Genomic DNA, 17,808 nt, shown 5'->3' on the forward strand with positions numbered 1-17,808 from the left:
CATCAGGGCGCGCGCCCGGCAGGCGGAAATTCCGCTTCCCGCTACGCGCCAAACCACGCCGGGCGGAAGTTCACCTTCTCCCCGGGTAGCCCGCAAAGCCTTGAACGACGGGCCTTACGGCATTGGCATCGTAATTGCTCCTGACCTTATGCAGAGGGGGGGCACAAAGAGGTGGATTCAGATGGCGACCATAGATTCCGATTACGTCAAACAGATGGCCCAGCAGCTGGCCACGTACGAAGTGCAGAACGGCCTGAGCAAGGCTGATCGCAACAAGTCGTCGTACCAGTCCCAGCTGACCGCGGTGACCTCCCTGGAGACGGCGCTCAAGAGCTTCTCCACGGCGGTGAAGAACCTGCAGGGCGTGACCGGCAGCAAGACCAGCATGCTGGTCAACAGCGCCACCCTGAGCAAGGACGGCTACCTGACCGCCAAGGTGGACAAGACCGCTGTGCCCGGCAGCTACGACTTCTTCGTCGAGCAGCTCGCCACCAGTCACCAGCTGTCGCTCTCCGGTTTGCAGGCCAGCGACATCGACACCCAGGGCACCCTGACCCTGGGCCAGAACGGCAAGTCCTTCGACATCGACCTGAGCAAGATCGACACCGACGGTGACGGCAGCAACTCGCTGGACGAGTTGGCTGCGGCGATCAACAAGGCCACCGACAACACCGGCGTGAAGGCCACCCTGGTGCGCAGCAACGGCCAGGTCTCGCTGGTACTGGGCGCGGACAAGTCCGGCGCGGCGAATGCCATCAGCCTGTCGCTGAGCGGCACCGACAGCGGTAACAGCGCCTTCGAGAACGCCATCGGCAATCCGCAGGAGCTGTCCAAGGCGCAGGACGCCCGTGTCCGCCTGGGCGGCGAGAGCGGCATGTTGCTGAGCAACGCCAGCAACACCTTCGACAACATCATCGACGGCGTCAGCGTCACCTTCACCCAGGCGCAGAAGCCCGGCGAGGCGCCCATCACCATGACCGTGGCGCAGGATCAGAGCGAGACCAAGAAGAAGGTGCAGACCTTCATCGACGCCTTCAATGCGCTGGCCGGCCAGATCGACAGCCTGACCGCCGCCGGCGACCAGAACGGCAACGCCCGTGGCGCCCTGGCTGGCGACTCCAGCGTGCGGGCCATCGAGAACGCGCTGAACCAGATGGTCCGCACCACCTTCGGCGGCGCCAACCTGATCAACTTCGGCATCAGCGCCGACCGCAGCGGCAAGCTGACCCTCGATGCCACGCGCTTCGAGAAGGCCATCGCCGCCGACCCGGAAGGGCTCGACAAGCTGTTCATGGGCAAGGGCAACCTGCTCGACAGCCTGGACAAGGGTGTCGCGGTCTACACCAACAGCACCAACGGTGTGATGAAGAACCGCAAGGACGCGCTGAACAACAGCCTGCGCCGCGTCGACGATGACTACGACAACCTGCAGAAGCAGTACGACACCTACTACGCGCGCTACCTCAAGCAATACACCTCGATGATGCAGGTCATGCAGTCGATGAGTCAGACCAGCGGGATGTTCGGATGAGTGCCTACGGCATGAACGAAAGCTACGACAGCTATCGGATGATCGACCTGGAGGCCAAGGCCGCGTCGTCTTCGCCCTATGAACTGGTGCTGGTGCTGTTCGACGGCCTGCTCGACGAGCTGGCCCGTGCCCGTGGGCATATCGAGCACAAGCGTTATCAGCAGAAGGGCCGCTCGCTGGAGAAGTGCCTGAACATCCTCAATGGGCTCAACGGCGCGCTCGACTACGAGAATGGCGGCGACACCGTCCAGGGCCTGGCGCGCCTGTACGACTACTGCATCTACCGGCTCTCCGACGTCAGCGTGTCGCTGGACGTCGCCGGCATCGATGAAGTCGTGCGCCTGCTGGGCATCCTGCGCGAAGGCTGGGAGGGCGTGAGTGCCGCTCGTGGATGATCGCCAGCGCCTGCTCGAGCTGTACGAACGGCTCGGTGCGGCGCTGCAGCGCAAGGACTGGAAAGCCATGGGGCAGGTCGACCTGGCGATCCGCGCGCAACTGGTGACGATGTCGTCGCAAGCCGGGTTGGCGGCCGATGTGCTGCTGGCCAAGAAACGTCTCAAGCGCCTGCATGAGCAGGCATCCCAGGCCTGCGCCGAGGAGTGCGAGCGCCTGCGTCGCCTGCTGCTGTCGCACCTGGAGTACGCCGAGGGGCGTTCGGCGTACATGCAGGTGGACAGCTTCCAGGAGGGTCGATAGACCGTGATCCAGTTACCGACCCAATCCCCGCCCACCACGGACCGCGATGCGCGCCCGGTGGCCGAGGCACGTCCGCCGGTTTCAACGCGTGACGACTCACGCGTTGCCGGCTTCCGCGCGCAGCAGCCGACGCAGTCGAATGCCGGCGAGCGGGCGATCAGCGTGCAGTCCTTCCTGACCCAGTTCGACACGGCGCAGGTCGAGCAAACCACGCAGCCACCGACCGTCGCGCAGCCGGGGCTTCCCGAGGCACTGCCTGCGGAAGACACCGACGCCGACATGTCCGCCCAGCGGGTCGACGATGCCTCGCCTTCCGGCGCGGAAAGCTGGCTCGCCGGCATGCTCAGCCAGGCCGGGCTGGTGGTCCAGGCGCGGGATAATCCACCGGCACGGACTTCCGCACAGGTTCCGGGGTTCGCCACCCAGTCCGTCGATCCATCTGTGCAGTCCGCACCCGCTGCGGTCAAGCCCGAAGACATGCTGCTGCCGCCCGCCGAGCCGCAGGACGAGGCTGGGAAAGTCGCTGCCCCGGCCCCGCGCGAGGCCACCCAGAGCCAGGCGCAGACGCTGCTGCAACAGCACCTGACTGCGACCTCGGTGGCACCGGAATCCCCCGCGCCGTCATTGCCTGGTGCAGCGCCCGTCACGAGTCTTCCGGCCGGCGACAACAACGCTCCAGCCACTGTCAGCGCAGCCGCGACGCCACTGTTCGACAAGCCCCTGCACCTCAAGGGCAACACCGAGGCCCATTGGGGCGAGCAGATGCTGACGGCGCTGCGCGACAACGTCGAGCTGCAACTGACCCAGCGCGTACAGAACGCCACGATCCGTCTCGATCCGCCGGAGCTGGGCGCCATGGAGATCCTCGTGCGCCACGAGGCCGGCCAGCTCAACGTGCAGATTTCCGCCAGCAACGGCGACGTCGTGCGCCTGCTGCAGAACACCAGCGAGCGACTGCGCCAGGAGCTGGTCGGGCAGAACTTCCTGCAGGTCAACGTGCAGGTCTCGCCCGATGCCCAGTCCGGCCAGCAAGGCCAGCAGAACCGCCAGCGCTTTGCCGACGAGCAGGTCGCGGTCGCCGCCAACCCGCGCGATGCGCAGGCGGGCGAGCGCTCCGCGCCGCGTGGCGACAGCGACGTACTGATTACCGTGTAGGCCGTCTGCGGTCCGCATCCCCACAGGATTTTTCGAGAAACCCCATGTCCACGCCGCGTCTCGTTCTACTGATGCTCATCGTGAATATCGCCGTCGTGCTGGGTGGCGTGTTCGTCAATTACAAGATGATCAAGTCCGCCAGCCTCGCCCCGGCCGCTGCTGCTTCCGACAAGGAGGGCGGCAAGGAAGACGCCGGGGAGGAGGAAGAGCAGGAGAGCGCCGAATACCTCTTCGTGCCGGTGGAAAAGATCATCGTCAGCTCCCGTGGCGAAGACCGCGAACACTACTTCGTGATCGACCTGGTGCTGCAGGCCAAGGCTGAGCAGGAGCGCAAGAAGCTGGAAAGCGTCGCGCCCATGGTGCGCAGCTCGGTGGTTGCAAACCTGACCCCGGAGAAGTTCGAAGTGCTGCGTGCCATGCCCATCGGCGACGTGCAGACGCGCCTGGAGAAGGCGGTGATCGACGACTTCGCCGCGCGCAAGGTGGTGGTGCCCTTCGAGCACGTGATGCTCAGCAAGATGGTCGTCCAGTAAGCCGCCATGCATGCCCTTCGCGATCCCGCCTGCGACTACGTCGCCGCCTATGCCGGTGAGGGTGGACATGTCCGCCTGACGCCGGCCGCCGAGCAGCGCTGGATGATGCAGTACCTGCCCCTGGTACGCCGCATCGTCAGCCAGCTGTCGCTGCAGGCCAACCAGGTGCTGGACCGCGAGGACATGGAGCAGATCGGCCTGATGGGCCTGCTTGAAGGCCTGCGCCGCTACGGCGAACCGGATGAGCAGTTCGGCCGTTTCGCCGCGCTGCGTATCCGTGGTGCGATCCTCGACGAACTTCGTCGCCTCGACTGGCGGCCGCGCCAGGTCCGGCAACAGGCGCACAAGGTGCGCGATGCGATCCGCGCGCTGGCACGCCAGCTCGGCCGCGTGCCCAGCGACGAAGAGGTACTCGCCGCCACCGGTCTCGACGAGGCGGGCTACCAGGACTACCTGCGCGCCGAATCCTCCGAGGCCATCGAGAGCTTCGACGCGCTGCTGCAAAACGGCCACGACGGCGTGCAGGGAAGCGGCGAAGCGCTGGAGGAGCGGGTGCTCAAGGAGCGTCTGCTGGCCCAGGCGCTGGAACGCCTCAATGAACGCGAGCGGCTGATTCTCAACCTGTATTACCAGCACGAGCTGAACCTCAAGGAAATCGCCCTGGTGCTGGAGCTGACCGATGCGCGCATCTGCCAGCTGATGAAGCAGGCGATCGGCAAGTGCAGCCGTTTCCTCAACGACCCCGACACTCTCTGAAGAATCCATAACCATGCAGAAAATCATCGGCGCCCTGATCATCATCGCCGCCGTGCTCGGCGGCTACGCCATGGCCCACGGCGACATGCGCGCACTCTGGCAGCCGGCGGAAATGCTGATCATCCTCGGCGCTGGCCTCGGCTCGCTGGTCGTCGCCAACCCGCGCGAAGTGCTGCTGGAGATGTGCTCGCAGATCAAGGGCGTGTTCGTCTTCAAGCGCCGTGGCGAGGAGTTCCAGCGCCAGTTGCTGATGCTCCTCTACGAACTGCTGGAGATGGTCGACGTCGGCGGCCTGAAAGTGCTCGATGCACACATCGAGGAGCCGGAGCAGAGCGATCTGTTCGCCCGCTATCCGCTGATCCTCCAGGAAAAGAACCTGATGGCGTTCATCGCCGACAACTTCCGCCTGATGGCCATGGGCAAGATCAGCGCGCACGAGCTGGAAGGCTTCCTCGAGCAGGAGCTGGACGCCATGGAGCACGCCCTGCTGCAACCGTCCAAGTCGCTGCACAAGGTTGGCGAGGCGATGCCCGGCTTCGGCATTCTCGCGGCGATCCTCGGGATCATCATCACCATGGGCAACATCGGCGGATCGGTGGCCGAGATCGGCGCCCACGTGGCGGCCGCGCTGGTGGGGACCTTCTTCGGTATCTTCGTCTGCTACTGCTTGATGGACCCGCTGTCCAACGCCATGTCGCAGCGGGTGAAGACCGAGCTGTCGGCGCTGGAATGCGTGCGCACCACGCTGGTCGCCCACGTCGCAGGCAAGCCGACGCTGCTGGCGGTGGACGCCGGCCGCAAGCTGATCGAGCAGGACGTGAAACCCGCCTTCAAGCAGCTGGAAACCTGGGTGACCCGCTATGAGGAAGAGCGGGACGCAGCATGAAGAAACGTGCCGACAAGCATGGCGAGATCATCATCAAGCGCCGCAGCAAGAAGGGCCACGATGATGAGCACGGCGGCGCCTGGAAAGTCGCCTTCGCCGACTTCACCCTGGCGATGATGGCGCTGTTCATGGTGCTGTGGATCGTCCACCCGCAGACCGAGCCGCAGCCGGTGGCGGTGGGCGATCAGGACGCCAACCCGGTGGTCGATGGTGGCGCCGGCGTGTTCGATGGCGCCAGCCGCACACCTGTCGAACTGGACGGCATGCCCCAGCCGATCAAGACGCCGGAGAAACCCGCGCCGCAGCTCGCGCTCGACGCCGGCAAGCAGGGCAAGGCGGGCGAGCAGGCGAGAGACTCCAACGTGCAGCAGGACGGCGACGGTCGTCAGTACGACAGCAACGAGGACCTGCGCGAGCTGGCCGAGCTGATCCGCGAGGTGTCCGGCAAGGTCGACGCGCTGGCCAACATCGAGGTGACGGTAGTGCCGCAGGGCCTGCGCATCCTGATCAAGGACGACCAGCAGCGCTTCATGTTCGAGCGCGGCCAGGCGACACTCGACCCGCACTTCCGGACCCTGCTCGGCGCGCTGTCCGGCGTGCTGTCCAAGGTGCAAAACAAACTGATCCTCAGTGGCCACACCGACGCCGTGCAGTACCGCCGGCCGGATGGCTACAACAACTGGAACCTGTCCGGCGACCGTGCCCTGCGCGCGCGCAACGTGATGGTCGACAGCGGGCTGCCTGCGGCGCACGTGTTGCAGGTGGCGGCCCAGGCCGATGTCATGCCGCTGCGCCCGGAAGACCCGGAGAACGGCGCCAACCGGCGCATCGAAATCCTGCTACTGACCCAGCGCGCGGAGAGCCTGTACCGGGAAATCTTCGGCGAGAGTTATGCACAGGTGCACTACTCGGCGTCCGGTGCGCAGCTGGTGACGCCCAGGGCAAACGACGCAGCGCCCGCCAAGGCGGCCGCGCCGGTGACGCCGTGAACGGGTCAGCGCTTGCTCAGGTGGTATGGGCAGAACACCTGGCGCGTCTCCACACCGTAGAGGCAGTCGCCCAGCGGTTCGAGGGTGATGCGCGCGCCACGCTGGCGGCCGTAGAGCAGGTTGAAGATCAGCTCGCTGTCCAGGCCGCTGTCGGCCTGCAGGTTGCTGATGCTGTTCTCCTCGACCCGCAGCTGGTAGCGCCCAACGAGGTCGTTGCCGACGCCGCCGGAGACTTCGAGGATGTTGGCGTCCTGCTGGATCATCGAGTAGAAGCGCCCCTCGTGAACCATGGTGGTCTGGGCGATATCCAGTACCCGGCCGTTCCCCAGCACGACTTGCCCGGACGATGCGTAGCGACCGTCGATCTTCGAGGAGCTCTGCGTGTGCTTCCACAGCATGGCTACCGAGAGTGCGAGGCAGGCGAGGCCGAACAGCGAGATCAACAGGCAGCGGCGAGCCACGCCGGCCTGGCGGAACTGGTTCAGTTCAGGCACTTGCGCAGCTGCTCCTGGGGAATCCGGGCGACCTGGCTCTCGTGGATCAGCAGCCAGTTGGACGTGCCTTCGGGTTGCACACAGACCAGTTCGTAGAAACCCGAGGTCATGTGCAGTAGCAAGGCGACGGGGCGAGTGGCCAGGTCGGCGAGCTGGCGCGCCAGCGGCCGGGTGTTGCGCATCAGTCGCTGCAACGCCTGTTCGTTCTCTTCGACGTAGGTGATCTGCAGGCTGCCGACGCTCTCTTCGGCAGTGAGGACCGGGCTGCGCACCTGGGTGTAGTAGAAGGCGCCGGCAAGAACCAGCAGGCCGAGGATGCAGAGGCTGGCGGCGACGAGTTTCAGACGCCGGGGATTCGGCGTTTCGGCGATTGTTTCGGCGCTCGCCAGTGGAATGACTTCCGGTGTGGCGTCGACGATTTCCTCGTCCGGCTCGCTGGCCGCGGTCACCAGGTATTGCGGATTGAACATGTAGCCGCGACGCGGCAGCGTCTGGATGATCTGTCGCTGCTTTTCGTCCGCCAGCACCTGGCGCAGGGTATAGATCTGCTGGTTCAGGCTGCCCTGGCCGACTACCCGGTCGGACCAGGCGTGGGTCAGCAGTTCGTCGCGCGCGACCACGTCTCCCGGGCTTTGCAGCAGGCGTTCGAGCACGCGACTGCCGGAAAAGCCCAGGTCGATGCGTTCCACCTGGCCATCACGGTCGAGGTCGAGCTGATATAGCGCTGGATAGAACTGCGCGATGCAATCGGAACGGCCGGTACGGAGGGTCAGGCAGGCGATGGAAGGCCGACTGTCCGCAAGCGTTGAAGTGAATGTGCTCATCTTGCCCTTGCGAGCCGCTCCCTTGACGGTCGCGGGGAAACTCCATATGTCCATGGAGGCAGGGGCATTATTTTGACGTCAGAAAAATGTGGGTGCAAGTTCTGAATTTTGCACACTCGTGCTTGCAATTTTCACACAAGCCACGAAATCACCACGCCAGAGCGGCGCTACGCGGATGATGCAGCTCGCGCCCACGTGTCAGCGTACCCGCAGACAGCAGAACGCCCCGCCGAGGCGGGGCGTTCGGATGGCACTGCGCGAGACGGAGACGTCTCGCGCGGACCGGGCCTTAGCCCAGCAGGCCCATGATCATGCTGGGCATCTGGCCGGCTTGCTTGAGCATGGAGATGCCGGACTGCATGAGCATGGAGTTCTTGCTCATGTTGGCGCTTTCGACGGCGAAGTCGGCGTCCATGATGCGGCCTTTGGACAGGTCGGTGTTGTCCTTCATGTTGGCCAGGTTGTTGGAGGTGTGCTGCAGGCGGTTGATGTTCGCGCCGAACTGCGCGCGCAGGCTGCCGATGGCGTCCAGCGCCTTGCTGGCGTTATCGATGGAATCGTTGGCGCCGCTCAGGGTTTCCAGCTCGGTGCCGGCAGCCGGGGTGGCGGCGAATTGCTTGGTCAGGGTGCCGAAGGCGTCGGTCACGGCTTTCAGCTGGGTGGCGACGTCGACGTTCAGGGTTTCGGCTTTGTCCGAACCGATCTGGAAGGTCACGCCACCGGTGGTGCCGAACTTGCCGCTGGCGCCATCGACGCCGAACAGCGCGTCACCGGCGAACTTGGTGTTGGAGATGATGTTGGTCAGCTCCTTGCCCAGCTCGTTGAACTCGGCGGACAGGGCCTTGCCGTCGTCGGTGGAGTTGGTGCCGTTGGCGGCCTGGGTGGCCAGGTCCTTCATGCGCTGGGTGATGTCGGTCAGCTCGCTGAACGCGCCGTCGGCGGTCTGCATCAGGGAGATGGCGTCGCTGGTGTTGCGCATGGCCACGTCCATACCGCGGGACTGGGCGTTCAGGCGGGTGGCGATCTGCAGGCCGGCGGCGTCGTCGGCGGCGGAGTTGATGCGCAGGCCGGTGCCCAGGCGCTGCTGGTTGGTCGCCAGCAGGCTGTTGGTCTTGCCCAGGTTGGTCTGGGTGATCAGGGAGGAGTAGTTGGTTTGAATCGACAAGGCCATGGTGGACTTCCTGTATGAGCTGGATGAAGCCGGCGTTGTGCCTGCTGAAGAGGTAAGGCGACAGCTCGCAGGAGGGCATTAAGGGGCGGCGAAAAATTTTTGGCGTGGGGTTTCTGGCGGGCGGCGTGGTGGGCCCGGTGCCGCCACTGTGCCTCGGCACCGTCGATCGGACATCTATGGTGATGAGACACATCCGATAGTCCTGCCCCGGGCGTACGGCTAAGCTCGGCGGGTCCACAGGGCTGTGGATCGCTCCTGTAGATAGTTCGCTTCGAACGATGAGAAGGACCTCCATGATCTCCGTCTACCAACTCAAGTCCCGCTTCCAGAACCTGCTGCGCCCGCTGGTCACGCGCCTGTACGAGCGGGGCGTTACCGCCAACCAGGTGACGCTGGCCGCGTGCGGCCTCTCGCTGCTGGTCGCGCTGGTCGTCGCGATCTTCTCCGGCCACCCCTGGGTATTCCTGCTGATCCCCCTGTGGATGTTCCTGCGCATGGCGCTCAATGCCATGGACGGGATGCTCGCCCGCGAATTCGGCCAGCAGTCGAAGCTGGGCGCCTACCTCAACGAACTGACTGACGTGGTTGCCGACAGCGCTCTCTACCTGCCTTTCGCGCTGTTGCCCGGTGTGACGCCGGGACTGGTCGTGCTGGTGGTGCTGCTGGCGGTGATCAGCGAATACGCCGGTGTGCTGGGCGTGATGGTCGGGGCCTCGCGGCGCTATGACGGGCCGATGGGCAAGAGCGACCGCGCGCTGTGCTTCGGCGTCTTCGGTGCCGGCGTAGCCAGCGGCCTGCTGCCGCTCTACTGGCTCGACCCGCTGCTGGGACTGCTGGCGCTGCTGCTGGTGCTGACTATCGTCAACCGGGTGCGTCAGGGATTGGCCGAGCAACGCAACCAATCGGCCGGCTGAGTCGCGGCCAGGACATTTCACGGTGGAGGCCGGAGCGCCTCCGAATGCATCCAACAGAGGAAGTTATGCGCAAATCTTCGAACCACCATTTCGTGACCCACGACGGCGTCGAGCTGTTCTATCGCCACTGGCCCGCAGCGACCGCCAGCGATGAGCCGCGCCGCGCGGTCGTGCTGTTCCACCGTGGTCATGAGCATTCCGGCCGCATCGGCCATCTGGCCGACGAGCTGGACCTGCCCGGTTTCGACGTCTTCGCCTGGGACGCTCGCGGCCACGGCCAGTCGCCGGGCGCGCGGGGCGACAGCCCGAGCTTCGGCACCAGCGTGCGCGATGTGCAGACCTTCGTCGAGCACATCGCCGCCACCCACGGCATCGCCATCAGCGATATGGCCGTCGTGGCGCAGAGCGTCGGCGCCGTGGTCGCGTCCACCTGGGTCCACGACTATGCCCCGCCGATCCGCAGCCTGGTGCTCGCTTCGCCGGCGTTCAAGGTCAAGCTCTACGTGCCCTTCGCCCGGCCGGGCCTGAAACTGGCAAGGGCGTGGCGCGGCAACTTCTTCGTCAACAGCTACGTGAAGGCGAAATTCCTCACCCACGATCCCGAGCGCATCGCCTCCTATGACAGCGACCCGCTGATCGCCAAGGCGATCTCGGTGAACGTGCTGCTGGGCCTCTACGAAGCGGCTGATCGCGTGGTCGCCGATGCCCAGGCGATCCAGGTGCCGACCCAGCTACTGATTTCCGGCTCCGACTTCGTGGTGCACCGCAAGCCCCAGCAGCGCTTCTTCGACAACCTTGGCACAGCGCGCAAGGAACTGCACATCCTGCCCGGTTTCTTCCACGACACCCTGGGCGAGCTGAACCGCGAGCAGGCAGTGACCCGTGCCCGGCGCTTCATTCTCGAATGCTTTGCCCGCGCGCCGGAGCGCCCGGACCTGCGCGACGCCGACCGCTTCGGCTACACCTGCGCTGAAGCTGAAGCCCTGGCGACCCCGCTGCCCAGCTGGTCGATCCGCGACCTCTACTGGCGCGCGACCCGCGCCAACATGCGCCTCGGCCGGTTGCTCTCCGACGGCATCAACCTCGGTTTCCAGACCGGTTTCGATTCCGGCAGCACGCTGGATTACGTCTACCGCAACCAGCCCGCCGGCGCGGGGCCGGTGGGGCGGATGATCGACCGCACTTACCTGGAGTCCGCCGGCTGGCGCGGCATCCGCCAGCGCAAGGTGCACATCGAGGAACTGCTGCGCCTGGCCATGGCCAGCCTGCGCGAGCAGGGCCGCGAGGTGCGCATCCTCGACATCGCCGCCGGCCACGGGCGCTACATTCTCGAAGCGCTGCAGGGCGTCGAACCGCTGCCCGAAAGCGTGCTGCTGCGCGACTACAGCGAGCTGAACGTGCGCGAAGGCTCGGCGCTGATCGAGCGCCTGGGGCTGAAGGAGCGTGCGCGCTTTGTCCAGGGCGATGCCTTCGATGGCGCGGATCTCGCCGCCGTCGAACCGAAACCGAGCCTGGCGGTGGTGTCCGGTCTCTACGAGCTGTTCGCCGACAACGCCATGGTCAGCGGCTCGCTGGCCGGCCTCGGCGCAGCGGTGGAAGAGGGCGGTTACCTGATCTACACCGGCCAGCCCTGGCACCCACAGCTGGAGCTGATCGCCCGCGCCCTGACCAGCCACCGCGCCGGGCAGGCCTGGGTGATGCGTCGCCGCACGCAACTGGAGATGGACCAACTGGTCGAAGCGGCGGGCTTCCGCAAGCTGGCCCAGCGCATCGACGAGGATGGCATCTTCACTGTCTCCCTGGCCCGCCGGGAGCGCCGTTGATGGCTGCAGCGATGCCGCCGCGCGACCCCGGCGTGTTTCGCCGGGCGGTGATCTGGCTGCTGTGCCTCGCGCCGTTCTTCTTCGCCAGCTACGGCTTCGCCAACTGGGTGACGGGGCAGCGCGAGACGGTCGGCGTGCTGGTGTTCGACTGGGAACGCGGCATGCCGCTGTGGCCGTGGGCGATCATTCCGTACTGGTCGATCGACCTGCTCTACGGCTTGTCCTTCCTGCTACCACGCACCCGGCGTGAGCTGGACAGCCATGCCCTACGACTGCTCACGGCGCAGGTCATCGCAGTCAGCTGTTTCCTGCTTTTCCCGCTGCGCTTCAGCTTCGAGCGCCCGGCGCTGGACGGCCTGTTCGGCTGGCTGTTCGACGTGCTGATGGGCTTCGACAAGCCGTTCAACCAGGCGCCTTCGCTGCATATCGCGCTGCTGGTGGTGCTCTGGGCGGCCTACGGGCGCTACGCCAGCGGGGTCTGGCGCTGGTTGCTGCATGGCTGGTTCGCGCTCATCGGGCTGTCGGTACTGACCACCTGGCAGCACCACTTCATCGATGTGCCGACGGGTGCCCTGGCCGGTTTCTTCTGCCTCTGGCTGTGGCCGCGGGAAGGGCGGTCGCCTTTGGCCGCCTGGACGCTGAGCTTCGATCCGCGGCGACTTCGACTGTCCGCCTTGTATGCCATCGGCGCGGCGCTTTGCGGAATGTTGGCACTGAGCGGAGGCGGCATCTGGCTCTGGTTGTGCTGGCCGGTGGTATCGCTGGCGCTGGTTGCGCTGTGCTACCTGGGCGTCGGCGCGGAGGGCTTTCAGAAGCGCGCGGAGGGCCGCCACTCGCTGGCTGTCTGCTGGCTGCTGGCGCCTTATCGGCTGGCCGCCTGGATCAATTCCCGCGCGTGGACGCGCCAGCACCCGCAGCCCGATGAGGTACTGCCCGGGCTCTGGCTGGGGCGCCTGCCCGGCGCGGCAGAGCGCAAGGCGCGGCCCGAGCTGGGAGTGCTCGACCTGTGCGCCGAGCTTCCCTGCACTGCGCATGACGATCGTTACGCGAGCCTGCCGTTGCTCGACCTGATTGCGCCCAGCGTCGATCAGTGCCGACTGGGCGCCGCCTTGATCGACGAACTTCGCGCGCGTGGCCCGTTGCTGGTCTGCTGCGCCCTGGGTTATTCGCGCAGTGCGACGGTTCTGGCCGCGTGGCTGCTGTTATCCGGCCAGGCGGCCACGGTCGAGGACGCGGTGGCGCAGATTCGCCGCGCGCGTCCACACATCGTGCTCAAGGCCGAACAACTGGCGGTGCTGGCGCAGGTCGCCGGGCAGCCGCAACTACCACGAGAGGTGAGTCATGTCGGTTGATCCGGGCCTGATCCTGGTGGCCAGCCTGCTGCGCCGCGGCAGCAGTCTCAATGGGTTGTCTTCGGCGCTGACGGTGCTCGCGCTGGCGCTGGGCTTCTACGGCGCGCTGATGGCCAGCGCCACGCTGGCGTTCAGCCTGAGCATGGCGCTGCTGGTGCTGCTCGGCCTGGTACAGAAGTTCTACGCCATGCGTGTGGCGCTGGACGCCGATCTGTTCGAGGCCATGGCCAACGCCGGAGAGACGCTGCCGGAGAAAACCCGGCAACTGGACGACGCGCTGGCCACCTATGTCGGTGTGCCTGCGGAAATGTCCGGTCGCACCTGGAGCGAGCGCAGCCGTGGTGCGCTGAAACTCCTGCGTCGGCAGGTGATGCTGTGTGCGCTGCAGTGGCTCGTTGCGCTGCTGTGCCTGATCGCCCTGACTTTCCAATCCTGAGGAACGCCCCCGCAATGCTGGAACGACTGTTCGCCTATGCCATCATCGCCGGTGCCCGCGCGGTGACCGGCCTGCGCAGCTTGTGGATCGGCACCACGCCGATCCCGGCGCAGCGCATCTACTACGCCAACCACAGCAGCCACGGCGACTTCGTGCTGCTCTGGGCCTCGCTGCCGCCCGAACTGCGCGCGCGTACGCGCCCGGTCGCCGGGATGGACTATTGGGGCAAGGGCGGCCTGCGTGGCTTCATCATCAACCGCGTGTTCCACGGCGTGCTGATCGACCGCACGCGCGGCGCAGAAGGCGGCAATCCGCTGGAACCGGTCGAGCAGGCACTGGCCGACGGCGACTCGCTGATCCTCTTCCCCGAGGGCACGCGCAACCTCGACGAGGAGGTGCGCCTGTTGCCCTTCAAGAGCGGCATCTATCACCTGTCCAAAGCACATCCGCAGGTCGAGCTGGTGCCGGTATGGCTGGACAACCTCAACCGCGTCATGCCCAAGGGCCGCGCACTGCCGTTGCCATTGCTTTGCACCTTGAGCTTCGGTTCGCCGCTGGCGGTGCAGGAAGGGGAGGCCAAGGAAGCCTTCCTCGAACGCGCCCGCGAGGCGCTGTTGAAACTCGCCGCGCCGGAGGGTCGCTGAGATGAACCAGACCTGGCTGCTGTTCGCCGGTATCGGCGGCATTCTCGTTCTCGCCTCGCTGGTCGGCGCGGTACTGCGCTGGCGCGCGCCGGCGGGGCCGCACGCGGTGATCGACAACCTCAACGCGCGGATCAACGCCTGGTGGGTGATGGTCGCGGTGATCGGCTGCGCCTTCGCCCTCGGCTACTGGGCGGTGATCCTGCTGTTCTATGGTGTGTCATTCTACGCCCTGCGCGAGTTCCTCACGCTGATGCCGACCCGGCGCAGCGATTACCCGGCGCTGGTCGCGGCCTTCTACTTCGTGCTGCCGATGCAGTACCTGTTGATCGGCATCCAGTGGTATGGGCTGTTCTCCATCTTCATTCCGGTCTATGTATTCCTGCTGCTGCCGATCCTCGCCTCGCTGGGCGGCGACTCCAAGCACTTCCTCGAACGCGCCTCGAAGGTGCAGTGGGCGCTGATGCTGGCGGTGTTCTGCATCTCCTACGTGCCGGCGCTGCTGACCCTGAACATCGAGGGTTACGAGGGCCGCAACCTGCTGCTGATCGCCTTCCTGGTGATCGTCGTGCAGTTGTCGGATGTGCTGCAGTACGTCTGCGGCAAGCTCTTCGGCAAGCGCAAGATCGCCCCCAACCTGTCGCCGTCCAAAACCCTGGAAGGCTTCGTCGGAGGCGTGGCGCTGGCCACGTTGATCGGTGGCGCGTTGTGGTGGATCACCCCGTTCGCCTTCTGGCAGGCACTGCTGATCGCGCTGATGATCAACATCCTCGGCTTCTTCGGCGGCCTGGTGATGTCGGCGATCAAGCGCGACCGCGGGGTGAAGGACTGGGGCCACATGATCGAAGGCCACGGCGGCATGCTCGACCGCCTGGACTCGGTGTGCTTCGCGGCGCCGGTGTTCTTCCACTTCGTGCGGTATTGGTGGACCTGATGCCGTTTCCATGGGAACGGCCTCTGTCCTCGATGGCCACGCGCGCGATGCGGACCGATCGCGGAGATTAAGAGCCCCTCACCCTAACCCTCTCCCGCAAGCGGGAGAGGGGACCGTATGGTGCAGGAGGAAGCTATGGCGTAAGCCGGCACGGACAGCTCCCTCTCCCTCCGGGAGAGGGTTGGGGTGAGGGAAAGGACCCGCACGTACTAGCCCGAAAAGACAGTTGCTCTTACGTCAGTCCACCGATGGGCGCGCCGCTCCGAGCGGCCTCAGAAGATGCTACTCACCTCACCCGACGCCATTACCTTCGCCTCGATGACCTTCTGGCTGCGCAGGTTCTTCACCCGGATCACCTCGTCCTGCTTGCCGTTCGCCAGCGCCTCGCCGACGGCGCTGGCCTGGATGCCATCCTGGCTGGCGACGATCTTCACCTGCTGGCCGCGGCGCACCAGCATGGCGCCGTCGAGCAGCGCCGGCGTCAGCGGCTGGTCGGCGCGAATGCGCCGGCGGGCAGTCTTGCCGGCCACCTCGGTGATATCGGTGAAGTAACCCCGCGAGCTCTTGCCGAGCTCCACCGGCGCGAGCTTGAGCTGCGCCGCGTCCAGCGTCTGACCGCGCTCGATCTCGCCGCTGGCGACCACGGTCGGCAGGTACACGGTGGGTTGGCTGATGAAGGTCACCGGCCAGCCGGCTTGCCCTGTGCAGGAGGCTTCGAAGCGTCGTCGCGCGGTAACCGCAGTAGGCGTTTCGAGCACGCGCAGCTGCGGGCTGCCAGGGCAGGCAGCGAGCTTGCCGAGGCTGTTGGGCAGGTTGTTGTTCACCGTGAAAGTCATGCCTTTCCATCCGGCTTTGCGTGCGGCTTCCTTCAGCTCGGCGGCGACCTGCTGCTGCGCTGCGGCGTCGAGTTGCGCACGTGCATCCTGCGCGTGCGCGTGCGCGTGCGCGAGGGCGGGCAGCAGCAGGAGGAAGCAGGCGGAAAGGGCCTTTCCGCATCCCGTCGCGCGGCGCGTCGAAAGCGGAAAAGGCGCGTTGCGCGCGCTGTTCTTTCCTGAGCGTAAGTCCTTGTAAATCAACGGCATGAAGCGATATTCCGGGGTGGGCATGCTTTGTGCTCTATCGCTGCGCACACCGAAAGATGGCCGAACGACGAGAGCGGGTTGCGCGAATGAGTATACGGTTTGACGAGACCCTGGGTATCCACGAGAGAGCCCTCTCGCTGCACATGCAGCGCAGCGAAATCCTGGCCTCCAACCTGGCCAACGAAGACACCCCCGGCTTCAAGGCGCGGGACATCGATTTCGCCGCCGAGATGCAGCGCCAGGGCAATCCGTCGGCATTGCTGGCCAGCGCGGGCCCGCAATCGATGGAGCTGAAGTACCGCATTCCCAACCAGCCTTCCCAGGACGGCAACAGCGTCGAGCTGGCCACCGAGCAGGCGGAGTTCTCGCGCAACGCGATGGATTTCCAGACCAGCCTGACCTTCCTGACCATGAAATTCCGCGGCCTCAAGCAGGCCATCGAGGGACGCTGACGCCATGGCATTCGATTCCATCTACCGCATCGCCGGCTCGTCGATGAACGCGCAGACCGTGCGCCTGAACACCGTGGCCAGCAACCTGGCCAACGCCGACTCCGCCGCCGCCAAGCCCGACGACGTGTACCAGGCGCGCAAGCCGATGTTCGCCGCCGTCTACGAGAACGACCAGCTCACCCGCAGCGCCGGCATGGGCGGCGCCCACGTGCAGGTGCTCGACGTGGTCACCTCCGGCCGTGCCCCGCAGCGCCGCTACGAGCCGGGCAGCCCGCTGGCCGACGCCACCGGCTACGTCTACTACCCCGACGTCAACGAGATCGAAGAGATGACCGACATGATGTCCGCCACCCGCAGCTTCGAGACCGGTGTGGAAGTGCTCAACCGGGTGAAGAGCATGCAGTCCAGCCTGCTGAAACTGGGAGACGCCTGATGAGCACGGTGAACAACGACACCAGCGGTACCAGCACCAACGGCACATCGTCCGGCACGCCCAAGCAGGCGGTGAATCTCGGCGAGATGGGTGACATGGAGAACAGCTTCATCACCCTGCTGGTCGCCCAGGTGCAGTACCAGGATCCGACCAAGCCGGTGGACAGCACCGAGTTCATCAACCAGTACTCGGCCATGGCGCAGGTGAAGAGCATGCAGAACATGACCACCCTGCAGCAGAACAACCTGGTGCTGATGGACAACCTGCAGACCCTCACCGCCGCCGGCCTGGTCGGCCAGGAAGTGAAGGTCAGCGCCGACAGCCTGCAGCTGGACGGCGACAAGGTCAGTGGGCAGATCAACCTGGAACACGCCTCGGCCACCACGGTGCTGCAGCTCACCGATGCCAACGGTGTGCGCACCGACATCACCCTCGGCCCGCAGGAGCCGGGTGCCGTGCCCTTCACCGTGGACCCCGAAGCCCTCGGCCTGAAGCCGGGCAAATACACGCTGGCGGTGAAGACCGAGAGCGGTGAGACGCCGGGCATCGAAGTGTCCGGGTTGGTCCACAACGTCCGCGTCAGCGCCGACGGCCCGGTGCTGGATGTCGCGGGCGCCGGTTCCGTGCCGTTCTACAAGATCGTCGAATTCAGTCAGGGCCAGGCCGCCTGAGCGCCTGTTTCCCCCTCTTAGGATGAGCTAACGCC

General features: G+C 65.8%; 21 protein-coding genes. 17 read left to right on the forward strand and 4 right to left on the reverse strand.

Annotated elements, in window-relative coordinates; all coding sequences use genetic code 11:
• Nucleotides 1-181 precede the first annotated feature (181 nt).
• The 8 genes from fliD to JVX91_RS06560 are packed head-to-tail and all read left to right on the forward strand — an operon-like array spanning nucleotide 182 to nucleotide 6,546.
• Nucleotides 182-1,531 carry a flagellar filament capping protein FliD gene (fliD, locus tag JVX91_RS06525; RefSeq protein WP_205338529.1) on the forward strand — a complete coding sequence of 450 codons (1,350 nt, stop codon included), beginning with the start codon at nucleotides 182-184 and terminating at the stop codon, nucleotides 1,529-1,531.
• Nucleotides 1,528-1,926 carry a flagellar export chaperone FliS gene (gene fliS, locus JVX91_RS06530; RefSeq protein ID WP_205338530.1) on the forward strand — a complete coding sequence of 133 codons (399 nt, stop codon included), beginning with the start codon at nucleotides 1,528-1,530 and terminating at the stop codon, nucleotides 1,924-1,926. Before fliD ends, fliS begins: the two co-directional genes overlap by 4 nt.
• The gene (locus JVX91_RS06535; RefSeq protein ID WP_205338531.1) at nucleotides 1,910-2,227 is read left to right on the forward strand and encodes a hypothetical protein; all 318 of its coding nucleotides are present in this window, start codon (nucleotides 1,910-1,912) and stop codon (nucleotides 2,225-2,227) included. Before fliS ends, JVX91_RS06535 begins: the two co-directional genes overlap by 17 nt.
• Before the next feature lie 3 nt (nucleotides 2,228-2,230).
• Nucleotides 2,231-3,382: a flagellar hook-length control protein FliK gene (locus tag JVX91_RS06540; RefSeq protein ID WP_205338532.1), complete on the forward strand. Its 1,152-nt coding sequence runs from the start codon at nucleotides 2,231-2,233 to the stop codon at nucleotides 3,380-3,382.
• Nucleotides 3,383-3,426: 44 nt separating this feature from the next.
• On the forward strand, nucleotides 3,427-3,915 hold the full coding sequence (locus JVX91_RS06545; protein WP_205338533.1) for a flagellar basal body-associated FliL family protein: 489 nt from the start codon (nucleotides 3,427-3,429) through the stop codon (nucleotides 3,913-3,915).
• 6 nt (nucleotides 3,916-3,921) lie between these two features.
• Nucleotides 3,922-4,671: a FliA/WhiG family RNA polymerase sigma factor gene (locus tag JVX91_RS06550; RefSeq protein WP_240201710.1), complete on the forward strand. Its 750-nt coding sequence runs from the start codon at nucleotides 3,922-3,924 to the stop codon at nucleotides 4,669-4,671.
• 13 nt (nucleotides 4,672-4,684) lie between these two features.
• Nucleotides 4,685-5,557, forward strand: coding sequence for a flagellar motor stator protein MotA (gene motA, locus JVX91_RS06555; protein ID WP_205338534.1), 873 nt, complete (start codon nucleotides 4,685-4,687; stop codon nucleotides 5,555-5,557).
• Entirely contained in the window at nucleotides 5,554-6,546 is a 993-nt protein-coding gene (locus tag JVX91_RS06560; RefSeq protein ID WP_205338535.1) for an OmpA family protein, read from the forward strand. Before motA ends, JVX91_RS06560 begins: the two co-directional genes overlap by 4 nt.
• A 5-nt stretch (nucleotides 6,547-6,551) precedes the next feature.
• Here JVX91_RS06560 and JVX91_RS06565 read toward each other — a convergent pair whose 3' ends face one another.
• The 3 genes from JVX91_RS06565 to lafA all read right to left on the reverse strand — a co-directional run bounded on the left by JVX91_RS06565 (nucleotide 6,552) and on the right by lafA (nucleotide 9,035).
• On the reverse strand, nucleotides 6,552-7,040 hold the full coding sequence (locus tag JVX91_RS06565) for a hypothetical protein (protein ID WP_205338536.1): 489 nt from the start codon (nucleotides 7,038-7,040) through the stop codon (nucleotides 6,552-6,554).
• Nucleotides 7,028-7,864, reverse strand: a complete 837-nt coding sequence (locus tag JVX91_RS06570) for a winged helix-turn-helix domain-containing protein (protein ID WP_240201711.1) — start codon at nucleotides 7,862-7,864, stop codon at nucleotides 7,028-7,030. The genes JVX91_RS06565 and JVX91_RS06570 overlap by 13 nt, the downstream gene beginning before the upstream one ends.
• A 289-nt stretch (nucleotides 7,865-8,153) precedes the next feature.
• Nucleotides 8,154-9,035: a lateral flagellin LafA gene (gene lafA, locus JVX91_RS06575; protein WP_205338538.1), complete on the reverse strand. Its 882-nt coding sequence runs from the start codon at nucleotides 9,033-9,035 to the stop codon at nucleotides 8,154-8,156.
• A gap of 293 nt (nucleotides 9,036-9,328) precedes the next feature.
• On the opposite strand from lafA, the gene JVX91_RS06580 reads away from it, so the two are divergent.
• From JVX91_RS06580 to JVX91_RS06605, 6 genes are all read left to right on the forward strand, one after another.
• Complete coding sequence (locus JVX91_RS06580) at nucleotides 9,329-9,949, forward strand: CDP-alcohol phosphatidyltransferase family protein (protein WP_205338539.1); 621 nt, start codon at nucleotides 9,329-9,331, stop codon at nucleotides 9,947-9,949.
• Nucleotides 9,950-10,014: 65 nt separating this feature from the next.
• The gene (locus tag JVX91_RS06585; protein ID WP_205338540.1) at nucleotides 10,015-11,772 is read left to right on the forward strand and encodes a bifunctional alpha/beta hydrolase/class I SAM-dependent methyltransferase; all 1,758 of its coding nucleotides are present in this window, start codon (nucleotides 10,015-10,017) and stop codon (nucleotides 11,770-11,772) included.
• 11 nt (nucleotides 11,773-11,783) lie between these two features.
• Complete coding sequence (locus tag JVX91_RS06590; protein ID WP_205339948.1) at nucleotides 11,784-13,124, forward strand: phosphatase PAP2/dual specificity phosphatase family protein; 1,341 nt, start codon at nucleotides 11,784-11,786, stop codon at nucleotides 13,122-13,124.
• A complete protein-coding gene (locus JVX91_RS06595; RefSeq protein WP_205338541.1) occupies nucleotides 13,114-13,560 on the forward strand; it encodes a hypothetical protein in 447 nt (148 codons plus the stop codon). The genes JVX91_RS06590 and JVX91_RS06595 overlap by 11 nt, the downstream gene beginning before the upstream one ends.
• A gap of 14 nt (nucleotides 13,561-13,574) precedes the next feature.
• Nucleotides 13,575-14,204, forward strand: coding sequence for a lysophospholipid acyltransferase family protein (locus tag JVX91_RS06600; RefSeq protein WP_205338542.1), 630 nt, complete (start codon nucleotides 13,575-13,577; stop codon nucleotides 14,202-14,204).
• A gap of 1 nt (nucleotide 14,205) precedes the next feature.
• Nucleotides 14,206-15,135, forward strand: coding sequence for a phosphatidate cytidylyltransferase (locus tag JVX91_RS06605; RefSeq protein ID WP_024766297.1), 930 nt, complete (start codon nucleotides 14,206-14,208; stop codon nucleotides 15,133-15,135).
• A 272-nt stretch (nucleotides 15,136-15,407) separates the two neighbouring features.
• On the opposite strand, the gene flgA is transcribed toward JVX91_RS06605, so the two are convergent.
• The gene (flgA, locus tag JVX91_RS06610; RefSeq protein ID WP_240201712.1) at nucleotides 15,408-16,241 is read right to left on the reverse strand and encodes a flagellar basal body P-ring formation chaperone FlgA; all 834 of its coding nucleotides are present in this window, start codon (nucleotides 16,239-16,241) and stop codon (nucleotides 15,408-15,410) included.
• Nucleotides 16,242-16,303: 62 nt separating this feature from the next.
• On the opposite strand from flgA, the gene flgB reads away from it, so the two are divergent.
• The 3 genes from flgB to JVX91_RS06625 are packed head-to-tail and all read left to right on the forward strand — an operon-like array spanning nucleotide 16,304 to nucleotide 17,773.
• A complete protein-coding gene (gene flgB, locus JVX91_RS06615; protein ID WP_205338543.1) occupies nucleotides 16,304-16,669 on the forward strand; it encodes a flagellar basal body rod protein FlgB in 366 nt (121 codons plus the stop codon).
• Between the two features lie 4 nt (nucleotides 16,670-16,673).
• Entirely contained in the window at nucleotides 16,674-17,102 is a 429-nt protein-coding gene (gene flgC, locus JVX91_RS06620) for a flagellar basal body rod protein FlgC (protein WP_205338544.1), read from the forward strand.
• Nucleotides 17,102-17,773: a flagellar hook capping FlgD N-terminal domain-containing protein gene (locus JVX91_RS06625; protein WP_205338545.1), complete on the forward strand. Its 672-nt coding sequence runs from the start codon at nucleotides 17,102-17,104 to the stop codon at nucleotides 17,771-17,773. The genes flgC and JVX91_RS06625 overlap by 1 nt, the downstream gene beginning before the upstream one ends.
• Nucleotides 17,774-17,808 lie beyond the last annotated feature (35 nt).

Origin of the sequence: Pseudomonas sp. PDNC002 (assembly GCF_016919445.1) — a bacterium.
In the GTDB taxonomy this organism is placed as follows: domain Bacteria; phylum Pseudomonadota; class Gammaproteobacteria; order Pseudomonadales; family Pseudomonadaceae; genus Pseudomonas.